Genomic DNA, 20213 nt, shown 5'->3' with positions numbered 1-20213 from the left:
CGTCCATCAGGATTTACGCGCCGCATTGTCCGGCAGTTGCGGGCCGACAATCAACCTTGTCGGCAGAATAAAGCTGAAACAGGTCTCTTTGTGCGGCTCGCTGGTGACGGTGAGGCGCGATCCATGATGGCTCAGGGCATGTTTCACAATCGCCAGCCCCAGCCCGCTGCCGCCGGTGGCGCGCGAGCGCGCTTTGTCTACGCGGTAAAAGCGTTCAGTAAGGCGCGGCAGATGCTCGGCGGCGATGCCCGGCCCGTTATCCTTCACGGCGAACAGCGCCCCCTGTTTATTATGCAGCCAGCAAACATCGATGCGCGTACCTTCCGGGGTATGATTAACCGCGTTATAGACCAGGTTGGAAATGGCGCTGCGCAACTGCTCTTCATTGCCAAACACCTTCAGGTGCGGATCGGTATGAAAGGCGATCGCATGCCGGCCGCCGCTCAGGGTCTCCGCCTCGCGCTGCAGCAGCCGCAGCATCATCGGCACATCAACTTTCTCCGCCAGATCGATGGCGGGCGCCGCCTCGATACGCGACAGCGTCAGCAGCTGTTTCACCAGCCCATCCATGCGGCGCGTCTGCTCCTGCATGGTCTGCAGCGCCTTTTCGCGCGCTTTGCCCTCCAGCACCGCATCGCTCATCATCTCCAGGTAGCCCTGCAGCACCGTCAGCGGCGTGCGCAGCTCATGGCTAACGTTAGCGAAGAAGTTGCGCCGCGCCCCTTCCAGCTGATGCATCTGGGTGACATCGCGCGCCACCAGCAGCCACTGTCCTTCGCTGTAGGGCATCACGCGGAACTCCATATGCAGCTGGTTATTCATCACCAGCGTCAGCGGACGGGCGAACGCCTGCTGGCGCAGATAGCGCGAGAACTCCGGATAGCGCAACAGGTTAAGGATATTTTGGCCATTATCCTCCGGCCAGCGCAGCCCCAGGTGCTGCTGCGCCAGGCCGTTGCACCAGAAAATGGTGCCCTCGTCAGTGGTCAGCACCACCGCATCAGGCAGCGACTCTGCGCCGCTGCGAAAGCGTTTGATCAGGTTGCCCAGCTCGCGGCGACGGCGTCGGTTGCGCAGCTGCATCTGGTAGAGACCGTAAAACAGCGGCTCCCAGCTCGCCTGCCCGGTGGGCGGCGTCATGGTGCGATCGGTCCACAGCCAGTGCGAGAGCCGCAGCAGATTCCAGAAATGCCAGCCCAGCAACAGCAGCACGGCGCCCAGCAGGAACCAGGGGAGATAGCCGGTCAACAGGCCGAGCAGCAGTGCCGGCAGGCAGACCAACAGCAGTTCCAGTAAAAGTCTCTTCCAGGAGAGGCGTTCCAGCACGAGGCAAACTCCGATCAGTAACGCGCGGAGAAACGATACCCCGTTCCACGTACGGTTTGCACCATGCGATCGTGCCCGGTCAGCTCCAGCGCCTTACGCAGGCGGCGGATATGCACATCCACCGTGCGATCTTCCACGTAGACGTTAGTGCCCCAGACGTTATTCAGCAGCTGTTCGCGGCTGTATACCCGCTCCGGGTGGGTCATAAAGAAGTGCAACAGCTTATATTCGGTCGGTCCCATCTCCAGCGGCGTGGTCTCCGACATCACGCGATGCGAAGAAGGGTCGAGGCTTAGCCCCTGAATTTCAATCACCTCTTCCACCGCCATCGGCGAGATACGGCGCATCACCGCTTTGATGCGCGCCACCAGCTCTTTCGGCGAGAAAGGTTTGGTGATGTAGTCGTCGGCGCCCACTTCGAGGCCGCGCACGCGATCTTCTTCTTCGCCGCGTGCCGTCAGCATCATTACCGGGATATCGCGCGTCATCGCTTCGCGCTTGAGGTGTTTAATAAACTGAATGCCGCTGCCGCCGGGCAGCATCCAGTCAAGCAGGATCAGATCGGGCCAGGGTTCGATAAGCAGGTTGACGGCGCTGTCGTAATCATCCGCCTCTATCGGCTGATAATCGTTCTGCTCCAGCACGAAACATAACATTTCCCTGATGGGGGCTTCATCTTCGACAACCAGAATGCGCTTAGCCATTATTGCTCCTGCGAATGTGACTCTCTGTCACGGGAATTTGCGGCGTCATTATGCGTCAGTTTTATGACAGATTTATGAAAAATGCACGGCCTGCCTGACGCTTCGGTAACGCTTTTGTGACGCCTTCACAGTGGATTTTTCCTGGTCTGCGCCCGCGCGCTGGTTATAATCGCCTCCGGCGTTCTGCTTTTAGCTGGGAGTTCTATGCGCATTATCCATACTTCAGACTGGCATCTCGGCCAGTTCTTTTATACCCGCAGCCGGGCCGCCGAGCATCAGGCCTTTTTTAACTGGCTGATCGACCGCGTGGAAGCGCATCAGGTGGATGCGGTGATCGTGGCGGGCGATATTTTCGATACCGGCTCGCCCCCCAGCTATGCGCGCGAACTCTACAACCGCTTTGTGGTGGATCTGCATCGCACCGGCTGCCAGCTGATCGTGCTGGGCGGCAACCACGATTCTGTCGCCACGCTTAATGAATCGCGCGCGCTGCTCGCCTGCCTGAATACGCAGGTGATCGCCGCCGCCAGCGACAATCCCGAAGAGCAGGTGCTTACGCTGAAAACGCGCCAGGGCGAACCGGGCGCCATACTCTGCGCCATCCCCTACCTGCGGCCGCGCGATATTATGCGCAGCCAGGCGGGCCAGTCCGGCGAGCAGAAGCAGCTGACGCTGCTGAGCGCCATTACGCAACACTATCAGCGCAGCTATCAGCATGCGCGCAGGCTGAGTCAACAGGCAACGACGCCGCTGCCGGTGATCGCTACCGGCCATCTCACCACCGTTGGGGTCAGCAAAAGCGAAGCGGTGCGCGATATCTATATCGGCACGCTTGACGCCTTTCCGGCACAGGCGTTTCCGCCTGCCGACTATATCGCGCTGGGCCACATCCACCGCGCGCAGCGCATCGCCAACAGCGAACATATCCGCTACAGCGGCTCGCCGCTGCCGCTGAGCTTCGATGAGCTGGGCAGCACGAAAAGCGTGTTTCTGGTGAGCTTCAGGGAGGGCGCGCTGGAGCGCGTCGAGCCGCTGCCGGTGCCCTGCTTCCAGCCGATGCAGACCCTGAAAGGAACGCTGGCGGAGATTGAGGCGCAGCTGAAGCCGTTCGCCGGGGCCGATCCTGCCAGGCCGGTCTGGCTCGATATTGAAATCACCACCCAGGAGTATTTGCACAATATGCAGCAGCATATACAGACGCTGACCGAGGGGCTGCCGGTCGAGGTGCTGCTGATGCGCCGCAGCCGCGAACTGCGCGAGCGCGCGCTGGCGCGCCTGCAAAACGAAACGCTGAGCGAGCTGAAAGTCGAAGAGGTGTTTGAGCGGCGGCTGGAGCAGGAAGAAGAGAGCGACGAGGCGCGACTGCAGCGCGTACGCCAGCTGTTCAGCGGCACGCTGGAAGCGCTGCATCAGGGCGAGGAGAACCCGTCATGAAAATTCTCTCCCTGCGCTTTAAAAACATCAACTCGCTGAAAGGCGAATGGAAAATCGACTTTACCCGCGAACCTTTCGCCAGCAGCGGCCTGTTCGCCATTACCGGCCCTACCGGCGCCGGCAAAACCACCCTGCTTGACGCCATCTGCCTGGCGCTCTATCACGAAACTTCGCGGCTGGGCAAAATCTCGCAAAACCAGAACGAGCTGATCAGCCGTGACACCGCCGAATGCCTGGCCGAGGTGGAGTTCGAGGTCAAAGGCGAAGCCTGGCGCGCCTTCTGGAGCCAGAACCGGGCGCGCGGCGCGGTGGACGGCAACCTGCAGGCGCCGCGCGTTGAGCTGGCGCGCTGCGCGGACAACGTCATCGTCGCTGACAAGGTAAAAGATAAGCTGGAGATGATCGCCCAGCTCACCGGCCTCGATTTCGCCCGCTTCACCAAATCGATGATGTTGTCGCAGGGGCAGTTCGCCGCTTTTCTTAATGCCGACGCCAACGATCGCGCCGAGCTGCTGGAGGAGCTGACCGGCACCGAGATCTACGGCCAGCTTTCCGCGCGCATCTATGAACAGCATAAGCAGGCGCGCATCGAACTGGAGCAGTTGCGGGCGCGGGCAGCGGGCATGGCGCTGCTGGAACCGGCGGCGCGTCAGGAGCTGGATCAGGCCCTGAACGCGCTGGCGCAGCAGGAGCAGGAACTACAAAAACAGTTAGCGCTTACTCAACAGCAGCAGCAGTGGCTCAGTCAGCAGCAGCGGCTCACCCAGGAAACGGAACAGGCCGCCGAAGATCAACGCCAGGCGGAAAGCGACTGGCAGCAGGCGGAACCGGCGCGTCAGCAGCTGGCACGGGCGGAGCCGGCGGAAAAGCTGCGCCCGCTCTGGCAGCAGCGCAACCAGCTGCAACAGGATCTGCGCCAGCTGGCGCAGCAAACGCAGCAGCTGACCGCCGCGCTTCAGCACGAAAGTGAGCAATTACTTACGTTGCAACAGGCGCAGGAAAAAGCGGCTCTGGAGAATCAACAGCTAAACGATGAGTGGCGCCAGCAGGAGACCGCCATCAATGAGCAGGTGATCCCGCTCGACCATCAGATCGCAAGTCTGCAGCTGCAGTTGACGCAGCAGCAGCAGGCTCTGGCGGATAGCCAGCATACGCAGCAGCAGCGCGAACAGCGTCGGGGGCAGCTCAGCGACGAACGGCAAACGCTGCTTGCCCGGCAGCAGCAGGAGCAGCAGTGGCGCCACGATCACGCGGGCGTGGCGCACTGGGGCGAGCGGCTGGGCGGCTGGCGCGAGCGTTTTCAGCAGCAGCAACAGCTGCGGCAAAACCTGGCGGCGATGCAGGAAAAACAGCGGCAGCAGCAACAGCTGCAGGATGAACAGCAGCAGCTGCTGTCGCGCCTCACTGCGGAATCCGCACCGCTGGAAAGCGAACAGGCGCGCGCACGCCAGCACGCCGTGCGCGCTGAGCAAGCACTTACTGCATTAGAGCAGCAGCAGCCGGAAAGCGCGCTACGCCGTCAACTGGAGCAGCTACAGCAGCAGCGGCCGCTGCGGCAAAAGCTGGCGGTCTGCTTCTCAACCCTGCGTCCGCTCAGCCAACGCCATGCGCAACAGCAGCAGGAGCTGCTGGCGCTGGAGGAACAGATCCTGCAGCAGACGCAGCAGCTGGAGCAGCGACGCCAGGCATGGAAAGAGAAGCATCAGCACCGCGTCGATCTGCAGGCGCGTCTGGAGCTGGAGCAGCGCATCGTCAGCCTGGAGCAGGAGCGCGCGCGCCTGGTCGCCGGCGAGCCCTGTCCGCTGTGCGGCGCTACTGAGCATCCGGCGGTAGCGCACTACCAAACCCTGACGCTGAACGAAAACCAGCAGCGGCTGGAGAGCGTACGCCAACAGGAAGAGCAGCTGCGCATCGAAGGCGTGACCTGTGGCGAACAGCTGAAGGCGCTACAGAGCCAGCAGCAGCGGCTTCAGCAGCAGCAGCAGGCGCTGAACGCCGATCTGACGCGCCAGCAGGATGAGTGGCAGACGCTGCTGGCCGCCGCCGGAATAACGCCGGCGCCGCAAGAGGAGAGCGGGCCCGCCCTCTGGATTGAGCAGCAGGAGCAGCGGGAAAGCCAGCTTCAGGCGCAGCTACAGCAGCGCGAAAGCGCCGCGCGCCTTTACCAGCAGGCAAAAGAGGCGCTGACCGCCAGCCAGCAGCGCTGGCAGCAGCAGCATCAGGCGCGGCAGCTGGCGGAGCAGCAGTTGGGCTATCTGCAACAGCAGCGCCAGGAGACGGAACAGCAGCGGCAGCAGCTGAGCCAGCAGCTGGAGCAGCTGAGCGAGGCGCTGACGCAGGAGCTGGCGCAGCATCAGCTGACGCTGCCGGATCCGCAGGGGCAGCAGGCGTGGCTCGACGCGCGCCAGGAGACGTGGCGGCGCTGGCAGAAAAGCGACCAGCTGCTGGCGGATATCGCCGCGCGCCTTGCTGCCTGCGATATCGCGCTGCGCGGCATTGAAGAAGAGCTGACCCAGCTGGCGCAGCAGCGCGAGCGGGCGGAACAGCTGGCGCAGGCGCAGCAGCAGCAGCTCGGCGAGCTGCGTCAACAGCGTCATCAGCTGCTCGGCAATAGCGCGGTGGCAGAAGTACGCCAGCAGTGGCAACAGCGGCTGGCAGAGGCCGACACGCTGTTGCGCGAGCAGCAGCAGCGTCGGCAACAGGCGCAGGATCGGGTCAATAACCTGACCGGACAGCATAATTCGCTGGCGCAACAGCAGGAGGCGGCGCTGAAACGCTATGAAACCTGCTGCGCGCAGTTTATCGCCGCGCTGAAGCAGAGCGATTTCAGTGATGAAGAGGCATTTCGCACCGCGCTGCTGGATGAGCAGCAGGCCATGCAGCTGCGCACCCGCTGTCAGCAGCGGGAGGCGCGTCGCCAGCAGGCTAACGCGGTGGCACAGCAGGCGCAGACGCGTCTGGCGCAGCACCTTGCCGGCCGCCCGGCCGATCTCCACGCCGCGCTACCGGAGCTGGAAGCGCAGCTGGAGACGCAGCAGCAACAGCTGCGCGATCTGGTTCGCCAGCAGGGGCAGCTGCGCCAGCAGCTGGAGAGCGACGACGCGCAGCGCCAGCAGCAACAGACGCTGCTGCAGCGCATTGAAGAGAATGCCCAGCAGACCGAAGACTGGGGCTACCTCAATCAGCTGATCGGCTCCAGCAGCGGCGATAAATTCCGCCGCTTCGCCCAGGGGCTGACGCTCGATCACCTGGTCTGGCTGGCGAACCAGCAGCTAAACCGTCTGCACGGGCGCTATCTGCTGCAGCGGAAATCGGCCGATACGCTGGAGTTGCAGGTCATGGACACCTGGCAGGCCGACGCGCAGCGCGATACCCGCACCCTGTCGGGCGGCGAAAGTTTTCTGGTCAGCCTTGCGCTGGCGCTGGCGCTCTCCGACCTGGTCAGCCATAAAACCCGCATCGAATCGCTGTTTCTCGATGAGGGCTTCGGCACGCTGGATGCGGATACGCTTGATACCGCGCTCGACGCGCTGGATGCGCTTAACGCCAGCGGCAAAACCATTGGGGTGATCAGCCACGTCGAGGCGATGAAAGAGCGTATTCCGGTGCAGATCAAAGTCAGGAAGGTTAACGGCCTCGGCTACAGCCGGCTGGACCGGCTATTTTCAGTCTGATGCGCCTGTTTTCGTCGCGCCGCGCATGTTACCGTGCGCGACGAAACTCCTCAGCCCGCAAGGAAAGATGATGTCCGCTTTACGCCTCGTTCCGCTGTTCGCGCTGCTGCTGAGCGCCTGCCACAGCGCCCGGCCGCCGGCCCCTGACGCCGCCGCGCCCAATTTTTCCGCCGGCTGCGCCCACGCCCCGGCCAATGCGGAGTGCGCCTGGATAAAAGAGCTGCAGTGGCGCATCACGCGCAACTTTTCGCACGGCGATCGCTATCGCGGCCAACGCTGTGACATTACGCTGAATTATGATGCGCGGCGTGGCTATCAGGTGCTGCGCACCGAGGGCGATGAGCCGCTCTGCCTGCAGGCCTGGCAGACGGTAGGCAGCACGCCGCAGCTGCCGCCTCCCCCGCCGGGCGCGTCGCAGCAGGCGATCATCGCCTTCAGCCCCGACGCCGGCTAGGCGACGCCGTTCAGCGGCCAGAGCCAGGCGGCGCCGCGTACGCCGCTGGAGTCGCCGTGCTGCGCCTTCACCACCGGCGTTGCGCACTCGCGTCCGAACACCCAGGGCGTGATCAGCGACGGCAGCGTCTGGTAAAGGCGCGTCACGTTGCTCATGCCACCGCCCAGCACGATCATGTCCGGATCGAGCAGGTTCACCACCTGGGCCAGCGCTTTCGCCAGCCGCAACTCGTAGCGGCGCATGGCGAGTTCCGCCACCGGATCCTGCTGCGCCAACAGCGTAACGATCTCTTCGCCGCTCAGGCGCTTGCCGCTCAGCCGGAAATAGTCGGTGGCGAAGCCGGTGCCGGAGACAAAGGTTTCGATGCAGCCCTGCTGCCCGCAGTAGCAGGGCACTTCCTCACGATAGCGCAGCTCATCGGCGTCCATCCACGGCAGCGGATTATGCCCCCACTCGCCGGCATTGCCGTTGCCACCGGCATGGGAAACGCCGTTAATGGCGATACCCGCCCCGGAGCCGGTGCCGATTATCACCGCGAACACCAGCGCCTTGCCTGCCGCCGCGCCATCCACCGCTTCCGACACCGCCAGACAGTTGGCGTCGTTGGCGATGCGCACCTCGCGATCCAGCAGGCGCGCCAGGTCGCGATCCAGCGGCTGCCCGTTAAGCCAGGTCGAGTTGGCGTTTTTCACCCGCTGCGTATAAGGAGAAAGCGTGCCGGGAATGCCCAACCCGACGCTGCCCCGCTCGCCGGCTTTCTCTTCGGCCAGCCGCACCAGTTCGACGATGGTCCGCAGCGTTTGCGGGTAGTCGTCGCGCGGCGTGGGCACGCGATGCCGGAACAGCGTTTCGCCCGCGTCAGAGAGCGCGATCGCTTCCGTTTTGGTTCCGCCTAAGTCAATGCCAATGCGCACAGCTTTCTCCTTATTCGTTAACCCGATGCTGTTCACATTAGAAGGCGACGGCAGGAAAGGCAATGACCCGCCGGCGATGTTTCGCTATCATGCGCAGCACCGTTTATGACCTGTGCGTTTATGCACAACCGGCAAAGGAAAACCCTATGTTGTGGTTTAAAAATTTGATGATTTATCGTCTGAATCGTGACATCCCGCTGTCCGCAGACGAACTGGAAAAACAACTCGCTGCGTTTTCCTTTTCCCCGTGCGGCAGTCAGGATATGGCGAAGACCGGCTGGGTTTCGCCGATGGGCTCGCGCGGCGAAGAGCTGACTCATGTCAATAACGGACAGATCCTGATCTGCGCCCGTAAAGAAGAGAAGATCCTGCCGTCGCCGGTGATCAAACAGTCGCTGGAAGCAAAAATCGAGAAGCTGGAAGCGGAACAGCAGCGCAAGCTGAAAAAGACCGAAAAAGACGCGCTGAAGGATGAGGTGCTGCACAGCCTGCTGCCGCGCGCCTTCAGCCGCTTCAGCCAGACTTTTCTCTGGATCGATAGCGTCAACAACCTGATCATGGTTGACTGCGCCAGCGCGAAAAAAGCGGAAGATGTGCTGGCGCTGCTGCGTAAAAGTATCGGTTCGCTGCCGGTGGTGCCCTTGACGCTGGAAAATCCGATCGAGCTGACCCTGACCGAATGGGTACGCTCCGGCGATCTGCCGGCGGGCTTCACGCTGATGGATGAGGCGGAGCTGAAGGCGATTCTGGAAGATGGCGGCGTAATCCGCTGCAAAAAACAGGATCTGGTGTGCGACGAGATCGCCAACCATATCGAAGCGGGCAAGCTGGTGACAAAGCTGGCGCTGGACTGGCAGGAGCGTATTCAGCTGGTGCTGGCGGATGACGGTTCGCTGAAGCGCCTGAAGTTTGCCGACACGCTGCGCGAGCAGAATGACGATATCGATCGGGAAGATTTCGCTCAGCGTTTCGATGCGGACTTTATTCTGATGACCAGCGAACTGACGGCGTTAGTCAACAATCTGACGGAAGCGTTAGGCGGCGAAGCGCAGCGCTAAAACGGTAAGTGCGCCGCTGGCGGCGCACGCAGCATGGCCGTGCCGCTTAAAGATAGCGGCACAGATAGGACGTCGGCTCTGCAACCTGCAGATGAAACTCACAGTGGCCGGGCACGTGAAATACGCCGCCCGCCTCATAGATTTTCCATTCGGTTTCGCCGGGCAGCAGCACATTTAAGGCGCCGCTGATCACTGTCATCTCTTCCGGCTGGCCGGTACTGAAGGCGTACTCGCCTTCTACCATCACGCCCACGCTGGCGCGCCCGGTGCTGGCGCTGGTAAAACCGATCGACTTCACTTTCCCTTCAAAGTACTCGCTTACATTCAGCATGCAACTTCCCCGAAACCAAAATGGATGAATCGGCAGTGTAGAGGCTAAGCGCGCGCTTTGTCATCTCAAATTGTCGCTTATACCAGCAGCTCCGCCGCCATCTTCGCCAGCAGCAGATGGGAAAGCAGCACCGGGATGCCCAACAGCTGCTGCAGAAAATCGCGATGGCGCTGATGGTAGCCGGGACTATCCAGCACCACCACGTCTGCGCCCTGCTCCTGCAGCGCCAACGCCGCGTCGATCAGCGTCTCGTCATCCCCATGATCGGGGCTGGCGACGGCGAAACGCGCCGGGCGGCTCAGGTTGCGCCATTTAAACGCCTGCTGCCGCAGCGGATCTTCCGCCGAGATCATAATCCCCACCTGATAGCCGTCGACGATCGCCTTAACCAGCGGCGGCACGATGCGATCCGGCTCGAGCAGCACGGCGCCGTGCGCCCGAAGATGATCGCCGGCGTAGCCCAGCAGCAGGATGGTTTCGGCGCCCTGCTCTTCCAGCCGCCAGATCAGCTGCTGCAGCCCTTGCTCCACCTTGCCGGCGGAGAGTGTCAGCGGCGCGCCATCCGGCAGGTGCGTCACCAGCGTGGGTTCGTTCTCCCCAGGCGCGTATTGCTCCTCGATTTCCGCCGCCGCCAGCCCCTCCAGCAGGCTGACGCGCAATATTTGCTCCTCCGGCAAATGTTCAAGCAGCAGCGGTGTGATATCGCCGCGCGGAGAGTACGCGATGGTTACGATGACCAGTTTCTGTTTCATTATTTATTCTTCGAACCATGTAAATAGCCGGGGTTATCCGCTCACCGCAGGCGGCGCGGAAATCGATTCGCGCCATGCGTCGATCTCCCCCGGCGGAAAAGGTGTATGGCCAGGTTATTCCCTGAACCGCTGCCGTTTTCCTGTTTGTTAATGCGTTTATAAAACGTCATCATTTTATTCAGCGGAAAAGCTTTTTAATGGGACTTTATCGTTTGCCTGACGATACAAACGCCGATTCCGCTAAATAACTCCCTTATTACCCAGGTACTGTCTGATAAAGTTATTGCCGGAAGCGCAAAGGTGCTGATATAGACTTTATCGCGGCTACGCTTTCGTACTGGCATAAATTAACGGCTACTTTTGCGGCGCAGATAATAGCGCTGCCGCCCGCCGCATATCGCTCACGCCCGTCATACTGAACACCCTTTAACCTGCGGCGGCGCGCGGCTAACGGCGCAGCGGCACTTTTTTCAGGCCATTAATCAACTGAACGGCGATTATTCGACGGTAATCTTCCTTACCGGGACAATATCATCCTGGCACAGCCTTGAGATAAAGGCCATCGTTGAAACTGACGATTATATATAGCTAAACGGGTTATTTTCGGCGATAGCCTTCTTGTAAGGAATTGCCTACAAAAGCCATGCCTTTAATAAGAGGTTATCGCGTTAAGCATCGCCCTGCCGCATCGCTAATTATTGCGCGAAAAACGGGTCATAATGTCAGCAAGGGAATCAGACAGTGGACAGAAAAATAAAACGCGCGGCGGGACAGGTCAAGCCTGAATTGCGGTTTTCAGAGATATCTCGCTAATATGTAAAGGAAAGCCTTTATTTTTTCGGACTGGCGGACGGGGTAAATAACAGCGAAGAGAGAAAGGAATAACGTAATAACAATATTGACCGCAGGATCCACTCTTTTAGGCGGATAAGCGCCTACGCTAAAGTGATTCTCTCTGCAAGACCATTAACAGGCGTCCATGCCCGCCGGGGGGTTAATCTTTGTCGCGGCTTTCGTAGCGCTCTTTCGCATCCAGCGCTTCCTGCTCGCTTTCATGCTCGCTGATCAGCGAGTTCGGTTTAGGGTGATCGGCGCGCAACTCATAACGCGTTACGCTCTCGCCCGCTGCGCCTTTATCAACCTGAACGACGCGCGCTTCACGTGGATAGGGTGGTCTGCTCGGCATAGTCTCTTCCCTCTTTTGTTGAAAGTGGTATCCGTTACTCTCTTCGCCTGCGGCGGAGAACGTTCGCCAGTCAGCGTTCGTCAGGTAAGTATAGACAATACGGCGAGCGCGCCGGCGGTTCGGAAAAGAAAGGTAACAAAAACAGATATTCCCGATCGGCGGGCGGGCGCCCGCCGGGGCTTAGCTGGCGCGCGCCAGCGAAAGCGCATCCAGAATTTGCGCCACAACCTGTTCAGGAGGTTGCATCGCATCGATGATATGGTGCGCCGTTTGCTGATAATGCTCTTCGCGCTGGCGCAGCACTTCCGACATCTCTTCGGTAATCGGCCGGCCAGTCAGGGTGGGCCGCTGTGCGCTTTCCGGATAAGCGGAGAGCCGCGAAGCCAGCACGCTGGCGCTGGCCTGCAGCCAGATTGCTCTGCCGCGCTCCTGCATAAAGCGGCGATTAATCTCCGCCAGCACCATGCCGCCACCGGTGGCGACGACGGTTTCCGGCGCGCTCACCGACATCAGCGCCTGCGTTTCCCGCTGACGAAACCCTTCCCAGCCTTCGGCAGCGACGATCTCCGCCACCGTTTGACCGCTGACCTGTTGCAAATGGCGATCGGTATCGCGGAAAGCGTAGCCCAGCGCCTGCGCCAGCAGTTCGCCCACGGTGGTTTTACCGCAGCCGCGCGCGCCGATTAAAAAAATGGGTGACGACATAACAGGCTATCCTCCGCCAGCGCTGCGTCACGCCGCAGTTGGCTCATCAAAATGTGCATGGCGGGCATCATACCGGCAAAAAAATGTGCGAGCCAGCTGTAACGTTGTTTTTACGCCGCGAAGGCAGCGCGGCCTGGGGTGCCTGAGCAGAGAAAAACGCGCGTTACACTTAACCGTCATGCGTCACAGCATAAAGATGGCAATATTTACTTACGCAGTGTTAATTTACTTTCCCCGCGCAGCGACCAGAATAAACAGATAACGCGTGTTTAAGGAGTTTTCCATGCAGAGCGAAGAACAACGTCTGATAGAGAGTCTGTTCAGCCGACTAAAACAGGCTGAGAGCCAGTCCGTGCCGCGCGACGCCGCCGCAGAGCGCCTGATTGAGCAGCAGCTGCGCCAGCAGCCTGCCGCACCTTACTATATGGCGCAGGCTATCCTGATTCAGGAAGCGGCGATGAAAAAACTGAATGCGCAGGTCAACGAGCTGGAAAGCCGCCTCGCGCAGGCGCAACAGCAACAGCAACAGCCGCGTCAGAGCGGCGGCTTTTTATCCGGCCTGTTTGGCGGCGGTCAGCGTCAGCCGGCACCGCAGCAGCAACCGGCGTGGAATAGCGCGCCGCAGCAGCAGCCTTACGGACAGCAACCCTATAACACCCCGCAGCAGCCTTACGGCCAGCAGCAACAGCCCTACAACGCGCCGCGCGGCAGCGGCTTTCTCGGCGGCGCACTGCAGACTGCTGTGGGTGTAGCGGGCGGCGTGGTGATGGCAGATATGCTGACCAGCATGTTCCATCACTCTCAGCCGCAGGAAATTGTGAATATTATTAACGAACCGGCGTTACCGGATCCGGAGCCGCTGGATACCAGCCTCGACACCTTCAACAACGGCGACGACCGGGCGTTTCTGCAGGATGCCAGCTGGCAACAGGATGATAACGCCGGTTTCGGCGGCGATGATTTCAGCAACGACGACTTCAGCGACGACGACAGCTTTATCTAAGTGTTTCCGTTAAGCGGTCAGCTGCTGGCCGCCCCGCCCTGGCCGGCGGCGTCGCTTTTGCGACGCTGCCGCGCCAACAGCCACTTATCCAGTTCGGCGGCGAACTGCTGCCGATCGCGCTGGTTCAGCGCCGGCGGGCCGCCGGTCTGTACGCCGCTGGAGCGTAGCGTATCCATAAAATCACGCATGGTCAGGCGCTCGCGAATCGTCGCCTCGCTGTAGCGCTCGCCGCGCGGATTCAGCGCCGCCGCCCCCTTCTCCAGCACCTCCGCCGCCAGCGGTATGTCGGCGGTAATTACCAGATCCGCCGCGCTGACGCGCTGGACAATTTCGTTATCCGCCACGTCGAAACCCGCCGCCACGCGCAGCGTGCGGATAAAACGGGAAGGCGGCACGGCCAGCGGCTGATTAGCGACCAGGATCAGTTCGATCTGGCTGCGCTCCGCTGCACGGTAGAGAATATCTTTAATCACTTTCGGACACGCGTCGGCGTCCACCCAAATTGGCATCGGTTTTCCTGTCAGGACTGGGGAATAATGCTGATTTTGCCGTTCTTCTCCAGAATGGCAAACTTTATCTGATCGAGACGCTCCAGCCCCTGGCTGCTGCGCGCCGAAGCGAGGATATCCTCGACGGTAATGCCCGCCTTGCGCGCGCGTCGCGTCAGCAGCTGGCCATCCTCCACCAGAATCAGCGACACGCCGTCAATCAGCAGCTCCAGGCGCGGGAACCACGCCTTAAACTTGCCCAGCACGATATCCATCACGATCAACGTGATAATCGTCAGCCCGGCGCCGGTAACGGAAAAGTCGTTGCCCAGCAGCGCCTGCTGGGTCGCCTCGCTGATAATCAGCAGCAGAATAAAGTCGAAGCTGGTCATCTCCAGCAGCGTGCGGCGGCCGGCGATCTTCAGCACCACCATCAGCAAGAAATACATGCTTACCGCGCGTAGTACCGTTTCCATCTCTCTTCTCCTAAGGATAAACCCACTGGGTAAAATCTACCTGCGCCCCGCTGCTGTCGCTGACGGTAAAGGCGTATTTGCCTGGCGACTGCGGCTGGCCGCCCAGCCAGATGCTGGCGCCGCGATTGATATTTTGCGTTTTGTACCAGAGCGTCAGAGAGTGTTCGCTGCTCTCCGCACGCAGCGGCTGCGGCTGAATGCTCTGCAATTGAAAATTATCTACCCCGTCGCCGCTGAGCGTAATGCTGTAAAGCCTGTCGCGCAGCGCGTGCAGGCGAATGGTCATCGCCATATCGCTCTGCTGGCGCGCAAAGCGCTCATATTTCACCTCAAGGCTGCCCTGCGGCGAGACACGCGTTCGGTCGCTAAGAAAGCCTTTCGAGAACAGCCCGCAGGCGCCGCCCACCACTATCGCCAGCAACAGGGCATAGCCAAGCTGCTGGATGCGCCATTCCCGCCGCTGCCAGCGCATATTTTCCTCGACAGGATAGTGACGGTTCTGCGCTTCATCTTGCTGAAAATCGTCCATTTTCCCCTCCTCCGGTAACGTTTTGAGTTTAGCTGAAGCTGGATAAAGCGGCAGAATGTCGTAAGCTGGTGCCCAACTGAAAACGGCTAAGCAGAGGGAAAATCATGCTGGAAAAGAAAATAGGTTTTATTGGCTGCGGTAATATGTCTAAAGCCATTATCGGCGGGCTGATCGCTGGCGGACAGGTCAAGGCTGACCAGATCTGGATCTACGATCGCAAGACGGAAACCAATCAGCAGATGGCGCAGCAGTATGGCCTTAACGCGGCGCAAAGCGCGGAAGAGGTCGCGCGCGAGGCGGATATCCTGTTCGGCGCGGTAAAGCCCAACGTGATTTTAAAAGTGCTGAAAGAGGTGGCAGGCGCGCTGAATAAGGAGACGCTGGTTGTCTCAATCGCCGCAGGCGTCACCCTCGACGCGCTGGCCGGCGTGCTGGGCCACGATCGCAAAATCGTGCGCGTGATGCCAAACACGCCTGCGTTAGTTAACGAGGGCATGACTTCGGTGACGCCAAACCCGCTGGTCACGCCGGAAGAGACCGACGAAGTGCTGGCGATCTTCAACAGCTTCGGTAAAGCGGAAGCGGTGCCGGAATACCTGATCCACGCGGTGGTCGGCGTCAGCGGCTCGGCGCCCGCCTACGTGTTTATGTTTATCGAAGCGATGGCCGATGCGGCGGTGCTGGGCGGTATGCCGCGCGCGCAGGCGTATGCCTTCGCCGCACAGGCGGTAAAAGGCGCGGCGCAAATGGTGCTGGAAACCGGCAAACATCCCGGCGAGCTGAAAGATATGGTCTGTTCGCCCGGCGGCACCACCATCGAAGCGGTGAAAGTGCTGGAGGAGAAAGGCTTCCGTTCGGCAGTGATCGCGGCGATGGAAAAATGCATGGATCGCTCGCAGGCGCTGAGCAAAAGCTAATGCGCCGGCGCCTCTGGCCTGATTGATTATAAGGACGGGAGGAAGCCGCGCGGCAGTCAGCTTTGAACAAACGGTCACCGCATCGGGTGACCGCTGTTAACACAAGGCAGGATCAGTAACGGGGATGATTAAGAAGCTTGTCGATATAGCTATGCAGTAATGAAGCATCTTCCGGCTTTGCGCCATCTGAAGCGGTTGCCAGTGCCTGGCTGATGCCGCTGCTCAACGCCTCTCGCTGTTCGTCTCCCAGTTTTCGCAGCAGCGCGGTAACAACAATCTCCAGCGCTTCAACCTGGGCAACCAGCTCTTTCGACTCGACTTCTTTTTCCGCCAGCTTATCCAGTAATTCTGCAATGAGGTATTTCATCACATTATCTCGATAACAATGTAAAGCCAGACACTATCACTACGATTAACAAAATAACAGCGGAGGATACTGATATTTTACACTTTTTCGCCAGCCGTCACCGCATGCGCGGCGACCGCCAGCGTAGTGATGACGCCTTGCGCGGCAACGGTCTCGCGCGGAGGCAAGGATAAACGTGAGGGCGCTATCGTGCATTTATCACGCCCGCTGTCGCCGCTGATAAGGCTATTTTAGCGTATGACCCGGCTGATTTTCACCACAGCCACAACGGCTGGCCTGCGGTTATTCCAGCAGCGATGAACAGCCACAGCGGCAAATAAAAACGCCATGCTAACAAGCGCAGCGTAATATAGCTTCGCCGGCTCAGAACACTCCTGGAAATAATAGAAATGAAATTTAATGTTATTTATAAATAAGCTGTATCATCAGCCACTTAGCAGAATACGAAATATAAAAATATATTAAAAATATTTAAAATCAGTAGGTTACATTTAAATACAGGCAGCGTCTGTTGACTGGAAAAATAAAACCTCTTTCCTACACTGTATATCGTCACAACGCAGAATATGCATTGCCCCGGTAATACATATTCTTTGATGCTCACCAAAACTGGAAAAGTAATCAGGAGACGATTATGGCAGAACATCGTGGTGGTTCAGGTAATTTTGCAGAAGACCGTGAAAAAGCCTCTGAGGCGGGTAAAAAAGGCGGCCAGCAGAGCGGCGGCAACTTCAAAAATGACCGTGAAAAAGCATCCGAAGCGGGTAAAAAAGGCGGACAAAACAGCCACGGCGGCCGTAAGTCCTGACCCGTTTTCATCGCCACAATCGACACTGTGGTGATAAAGCAACACGCTATCAGGCCCTGGAATATTGCAGATATTCCGGGGCTGTTATTTTTCAGCCCTGTCTCACTCCCCCTAAGGTGATGGAGACAATCATCTGCTGAAACGCCCAGCGGCCTGTATTCAGGCAATAAAAAACCCGCCATCAGGCGGGTTTTTTGTATTCTGGTTGCTTAGCGTACGGTGACGTTAGCAGCAGCCGGACCTTTCGGGCCGTTTTCGATGGTGAACTCAACGTTCTGACCTTCTTCCAGAGTTTTGAAACCCTGGTTCTGGATTGCAGAGAAGTGTACGAACACGTCTTTGCTGCCATCAGCCGGAGAAATGAAGCCGAAACCTTTCTCAGCGTTGAACCATTTTACTAAACCAGTCAGTTTTGCAGACATTTGTCTTTCCTTCAGTGAATATTAACGCCTCGTGGGCAACAGGTTTGTGTACAGATGTTATGAGGCACTCAGGAAGGCGATACTGAAGAAGTGATATCAGAGATAACTCTTACACTGCAGACTGCTTTACTAAAACTGCTCGCATACCCGGTTCTGTTTAACAAACCGACGGTGCATTTACTCATAATCGTTCAGGCAATGCAAGCGCGATTTTCATCGGCTGCATGAAAAAAAGCTGCCGGGCCCTTGCCAGGCCCCTGTGCGCCGGGCTGATTGAGAAAAAATTTATTTTGTGGCACAACTGCCGCAGGCGGCTATTTGCCTTAATGGAAACAGATAAAGGAACACACTATGTCAGAACTGCTCCGCGCCGTGGGTCTGGGCCTGGTGGTCTTGCTGCCGCTGGCCAACCCGCTTACCACCGTCGCCCTGTTTTTGGGTCTGGCTGGCGATATGAGCGCCCGCGAACGCCGAAAGCAATCCTGGCAGGCCGCCTGCTACGTTTTTCTGATTATGACTGTCGCCTGGTATGCGGGTCAGGCGGTTATGGATACCTTCGGCATCTCGATTCCCGGCCTGCGCATCGCCGGCGGTCTGATCGTCGCCTTTATCGGTTTCCGTATGCTGTTTCCACAGCAGCCCGCCGGTCAGTCGGTTGAGGCGGAACACAAGCAGGATGAGCTAAACGCCCATCAGGCGGTGAACATCGCCTTCGTGCCGCTGGCGATGCCCAGCACCGCCGGCCCGGGTACCATCGCCATGATTATCAGCTCCGCCTCCACCGTGCGCGGCAATGTCGATTTCCCCGCCTGGGTGATCGCCGTCGCGCCGGTAGCTACCTTTTTCTGCGTCAGCCTGATTTTATGGCTTTGCCTGCGCAGCTCCGGCGCCATCATGCGCTGGACCGGCAAAAGCGGCATTGAGGCGATCTCCCGGCTGATGGGCTTTTTGCTGGTCTGCATGGGCGTGCAGTTCGTGATCAACGGCGTGCTGGAGGTGGCTCACGCCTTTGCCGGCAGCAGCGGTTAATCACGCCGCAAAAATATTTCATTTTGTTACTGACATTTCCCCTTCACACTTCTATGTTTAAAAAATCGCCACTTTTTAATTGAGGTGGCGGCAGGTCTTGTTGCTTTGCCCCCTGCCCTGAGTTGTTTCGTCACTGATCTGTCGGCGCGTCACGCGTCGATGCTGCGTTTTTGGAGGTTGAGAATGAGAACACAATCCACCAGCGCTGGCCGGGAAATTACCGACTACTTTAACAGCCCGGCCTGGAACGCCCCGAAAGAAGCGGAGCTGTTGGCGGTGATCATGATGGAGCTAATGCAGGCGGGCAAGCCGACCACCGATAAGGCGCTGATCGCCAGCGTGATTAAAAAGCTCGATCTGGAGAAAGATGAAGGCGTGCTGCAGAGCTACCGCAACGTGCTGGCGCAGCTGATGCAGGGCACCGGCGACACTTAGCGCGACCTGAACCAGAGATACCAGAACAGCGCCACTTCCGCCGGCCGGGCATGCAGCGCGCGATAAAGATGCCGGTCGATGCCGCCCAGCTCAAACCCCATTTTTTCATACAGCAGGCAGGCGGCAACGTTGGTGTTTTGCGTCTCCAGCGTGACGCCCGCCAGCTGCCGCTGCTGCGCCCAGTCGATGGCGCGCGCCAGCAAGGCGCCGCCGTAGCCGCCGCGCCGGAAGCCGCTGTCAATGGCGATATCCTCCACCAGCGCCAGGCCGTTCCAGTTACGGCTGACGGCCAGATAGCCCACCGGCCGATCGTCGGCCAGCGCGACGAACAGCGCGCCGTCGCGGCTGTTAAGGTAGGCGGCAAACTGCTGCGGATCATTAAAGTAGTTTTTTTCACGCGGCTCAACGTTACGTAACCCGTCGCGCACCGGCCTGTCGAAAGCGGCATCCAGCTCCTGCGTGACGGTAAAACGGTAATCCAGCCCCTGCAGGGCGCGCAGCTGCGTTGCCGTCGCCGCCGTCACCTGTCGCGCGCGCTTTTCCTCCATTCCCGTGTCTCCACCTGCGGTTTATCGTTCAGCGCCTCGCGCCAGCCTGCTCATTTTCAAGCGTAGCCGATTGTGACGCCGCTGCAGCGGAGGATAAAAAAATCCCGCGCGAGGCGGGATGAATGAAGACGAGCATTGCACTGTTATGTGACGGGGAAATCACGTTATTTCCCCGCTATCCTGCCCGGCGCAGATGACAGCAGCGTGACAACCGCAGGACAGTTGTGCGATCGAACGTCAGCCGCAGTAGACGCTGGTGATCACATCGTTTTTATCGCCGAGGAAATTCAGGCGATTCAGATTGAAATCCATGGTAACCGCCGCATTGTAAGGAATGGCGCGCACCGGATGATCGAAGCGCAGGCTATTCACGGCCGAGAGCGGTTTGCCGACATAGTTCTGATAGCCGGATGCGCCGCAGCGATCAGCCTCAGGGTCGGCCGCCGCCGTCTCAGCGCCGTTCTGCGCGTGCTGACAGCCTGCCAGCGTAAACAGCGCCAGTGCCAGCGCCGCTTTTCCATAATGTTTCATTGTGACTCTCCTCGTTGGCTTTTCATTCAGTGACTGGCGGTAAAGCGTAACAGATCGTCCGGCGAATGCGGACCGCTTTATCGGCGCCAGAACTGTGACGTAGCGCGGGAAAGAGGCACAAA

23 protein-coding genes are annotated in these 20213 nt (G+C 59.4%); 9 read left to right on the top strand and 14 right to left on the bottom strand.

Annotated features, from left to right (window positions below; translation table 11 throughout):
- Positions 1 to 6: 6 nt before the first annotated feature.
- The gene (phoR, locus tag C2E15_RS05705) at positions 7 to 1326 is read right to left on the bottom strand and encodes a phosphate regulon sensor histidine kinase PhoR (RefSeq protein WP_104956511.1); all 1320 of its coding nucleotides are present in this window, start codon (positions 1324 to 1326) and stop codon (positions 7 to 9) included.
- A gap of 14 nt (positions 1327 to 1340) precedes the next feature.
- A complete protein-coding gene (gene phoB, locus C2E15_RS05700; protein WP_104956510.1) occupies positions 1341 to 2030 on the bottom strand; it encodes a phosphate response regulator transcription factor PhoB in 690 nt (229 codons plus the stop codon).
- A 204-nt stretch (positions 2031 to 2234) separates the two neighbouring features.
- Here phoB and sbcD point away from each other — a divergent pair, with 204 nt between their 5' ends.
- The 3 genes from sbcD (at position 2235) to C2E15_RS05685 (ending at position 7592) form a co-directional block, all read left to right on the top strand.
- Positions 2235 to 3464: an exonuclease subunit SbcD gene (gene sbcD / locus C2E15_RS05695; protein ID WP_104956509.1), complete on the top strand. Its 1230-nt coding sequence runs from the start codon at positions 2235 to 2237 to the stop codon at positions 3462 to 3464.
- Positions 3461 to 7138: an AAA family ATPase gene (locus C2E15_RS05690; protein WP_104956508.1), complete on the top strand. Its 3678-nt coding sequence runs from the start codon at positions 3461 to 3463 to the stop codon at positions 7136 to 7138. The genes sbcD and C2E15_RS05690 overlap by 4 nt, the downstream gene beginning before the upstream one ends.
- A 70-nt stretch (positions 7139 to 7208) precedes the next feature.
- Positions 7209 to 7592 carry a cell envelope integrity TolA C-terminal domain-containing protein gene (locus C2E15_RS05685; protein WP_104956507.1) on the top strand — a complete coding sequence of 128 codons (384 nt, stop codon included), beginning with the start codon at positions 7209 to 7211 and terminating at the stop codon, positions 7590 to 7592.
- Here C2E15_RS05685 and mak read toward each other — a convergent pair.
- The gene (gene mak / locus C2E15_RS05680) at positions 7589 to 8506 is read right to left on the bottom strand and encodes a fructokinase (protein WP_104956506.1); all 918 of its coding nucleotides are present in this window, start codon (positions 8504 to 8506) and stop codon (positions 7589 to 7591) included. The two genes, C2E15_RS05685 and mak, sit on opposite strands and share 4 nt — an antisense overlap.
- 146 nt (positions 8507 to 8652) lie before the next feature.
- Here mak and rdgC point away from each other — a divergent pair, with 146 nt between their 5' ends.
- Positions 8653 to 9564: a recombination-associated protein RdgC gene (rdgC, locus tag C2E15_RS05675; protein WP_104956505.1), complete on the top strand. Its 912-nt coding sequence runs from the start codon at positions 8653 to 8655 to the stop codon at positions 9562 to 9564.
- A gap of 46 nt (positions 9565 to 9610) precedes the next feature.
- On the opposite strand, the gene ppnP is transcribed toward rdgC, so the two are convergent.
- The 4 genes from ppnP to aroL form a co-directional block, all read right to left on the bottom strand.
- Positions 9611 to 9895: a pyrimidine/purine nucleoside phosphorylase gene (gene ppnP / locus C2E15_RS05670; protein WP_104956504.1), complete on the bottom strand. Its 285-nt coding sequence runs from the start codon at positions 9893 to 9895 to the stop codon at positions 9611 to 9613.
- A 77-nt stretch (positions 9896 to 9972) separates the two neighbouring features.
- On the bottom strand, positions 9973 to 10647 hold the full coding sequence (locus C2E15_RS05665; RefSeq protein WP_104956503.1) for an AroM family protein: 675 nt from the start codon (positions 10645 to 10647) through the stop codon (positions 9973 to 9975).
- Between the two features lie 994 nt (positions 10648 to 11641).
- On the bottom strand, positions 11642 to 11833 hold the full coding sequence (locus tag C2E15_RS05660) for a YaiA family protein (protein WP_104956502.1): 192 nt from the start codon (positions 11831 to 11833) through the stop codon (positions 11642 to 11644).
- 180 nt (positions 11834 to 12013) lie between these two features.
- On the bottom strand, positions 12014 to 12538 hold the full coding sequence (gene aroL / locus C2E15_RS05655; RefSeq protein ID WP_104956501.1) for a shikimate kinase AroL: 525 nt from the start codon (positions 12536 to 12538) through the stop codon (positions 12014 to 12016).
- Between the two features lie 283 nt (positions 12539 to 12821).
- Between aroL and C2E15_RS05650 the strand changes: the two genes are divergently transcribed.
- A complete protein-coding gene (locus C2E15_RS05650; RefSeq protein WP_104956500.1) occupies positions 12822 to 13541 on the top strand; it encodes a DUF2076 domain-containing protein in 720 nt (239 codons plus the stop codon).
- A gap of 17 nt (positions 13542 to 13558) precedes the next feature.
- Here C2E15_RS05650 and C2E15_RS05645 read toward each other — a convergent pair whose 3' ends face one another.
- Genes C2E15_RS05645 through C2E15_RS05635 form a run of 3 tightly spaced genes read right to left on the bottom strand, consistent with a single transcriptional unit; the run spans position 13559 to position 15034 of the window.
- Positions 13559 to 14050, bottom strand: a complete 492-nt coding sequence (locus tag C2E15_RS05645) for a YaiI/YqxD family protein (protein ID WP_104956499.1) — start codon at positions 14048 to 14050, stop codon at positions 13559 to 13561.
- A gap of 11 nt (positions 14051 to 14061) precedes the next feature.
- Positions 14062 to 14505, bottom strand: a complete 444-nt coding sequence (locus C2E15_RS05640; protein ID WP_104956498.1) for a DUF421 domain-containing protein — start codon at positions 14503 to 14505, stop codon at positions 14062 to 14064.
- Between the two features lie 10 nt (positions 14506 to 14515).
- Positions 14516 to 15034, bottom strand: a complete 519-nt coding sequence (locus C2E15_RS05635; RefSeq protein ID WP_104956497.1) for a hypothetical protein — start codon at positions 15032 to 15034, stop codon at positions 14516 to 14518.
- 104 nt (positions 15035 to 15138) lie between these two features.
- Here C2E15_RS05635 and proC point away from each other — a divergent pair, with 104 nt between their 5' ends.
- On the top strand, positions 15139 to 15951 hold the full coding sequence (gene proC, locus C2E15_RS05630) for a pyrroline-5-carboxylate reductase (RefSeq protein WP_104956496.1): 813 nt from the start codon (positions 15139 to 15141) through the stop codon (positions 15949 to 15951).
- 112 nt (positions 15952 to 16063) lie between these two features.
- On the opposite strand, the gene iraP is transcribed toward proC, so the two are convergent.
- Positions 16064 to 16318, bottom strand: a complete 255-nt coding sequence (iraP, locus tag C2E15_RS05625) for an anti-adapter protein IraP (protein ID WP_104956495.1) — start codon at positions 16316 to 16318, stop codon at positions 16064 to 16066.
- A 634-nt stretch (positions 16319 to 16952) separates the two neighbouring features.
- Here iraP and C2E15_RS05620 point away from each other — a divergent pair.
- Positions 16953 to 17126 carry a con-10 family general stress protein gene (locus C2E15_RS05620; protein ID WP_071883701.1) on the top strand — a complete coding sequence of 58 codons (174 nt, stop codon included), beginning with the start codon at positions 16953 to 16955 and terminating at the stop codon, positions 17124 to 17126.
- 209 nt (positions 17127 to 17335) lie between these two features.
- Here C2E15_RS05620 and cspE read toward each other — a convergent pair whose 3' ends face one another.
- Positions 17336 to 17548: a transcription antiterminator/RNA stability regulator CspE gene (gene cspE / locus C2E15_RS05615; protein WP_038627682.1), complete on the bottom strand. Its 213-nt coding sequence runs from the start codon at positions 17546 to 17548 to the stop codon at positions 17336 to 17338.
- Between the two features lie 351 nt (positions 17549 to 17899).
- Between cspE and C2E15_RS05610 the strand changes: the two genes are divergently transcribed.
- Together C2E15_RS05610 and C2E15_RS05605 are read left to right on the top strand one after the other, a co-directional pair.
- Positions 17900 to 18577 carry a MarC family NAAT transporter gene (locus tag C2E15_RS05610; RefSeq protein WP_104956494.1) on the top strand — a complete coding sequence of 226 codons (678 nt, stop codon included), beginning with the start codon at positions 17900 to 17902 and terminating at the stop codon, positions 18575 to 18577.
- Between the two features lie 183 nt (positions 18578 to 18760).
- Positions 18761 to 19012, top strand: coding sequence for a biofilm development regulator YmgB/AriR family protein (locus C2E15_RS05605; RefSeq protein ID WP_104956493.1), 252 nt, complete (start codon positions 18761 to 18763; stop codon positions 19010 to 19012).
- Here the strand turns inward: C2E15_RS05605 and C2E15_RS05600 are convergent.
- Positions 19009 to 19560, bottom strand: coding sequence for a GNAT family N-acetyltransferase (locus C2E15_RS05600; protein WP_104956492.1), 552 nt, complete (start codon positions 19558 to 19560; stop codon positions 19009 to 19011). The genes C2E15_RS05605 and C2E15_RS05600 overlap by 4 nt on opposite strands.
- 237 nt (positions 19561 to 19797) lie before the next feature.
- On the bottom strand, positions 19798 to 20091 hold the full coding sequence (locus tag C2E15_RS05595; RefSeq protein ID WP_104956491.1) for an I78 family peptidase inhibitor: 294 nt from the start codon (positions 20089 to 20091) through the stop codon (positions 19798 to 19800).
- Positions 20092 to 20213 lie beyond the last annotated feature (122 nt).

Origin of the sequence: Mixta gaviniae (assembly GCF_002953195.1) — a bacterium.
Lineage (GTDB): Bacteria > Pseudomonadota > Gammaproteobacteria > Enterobacterales > Enterobacteriaceae > Mixta > Mixta gaviniae.
Note: the sequence above shows the minus strand (reverse complement) of the source record. Positions and strands in the feature narration are given on the sequence as shown.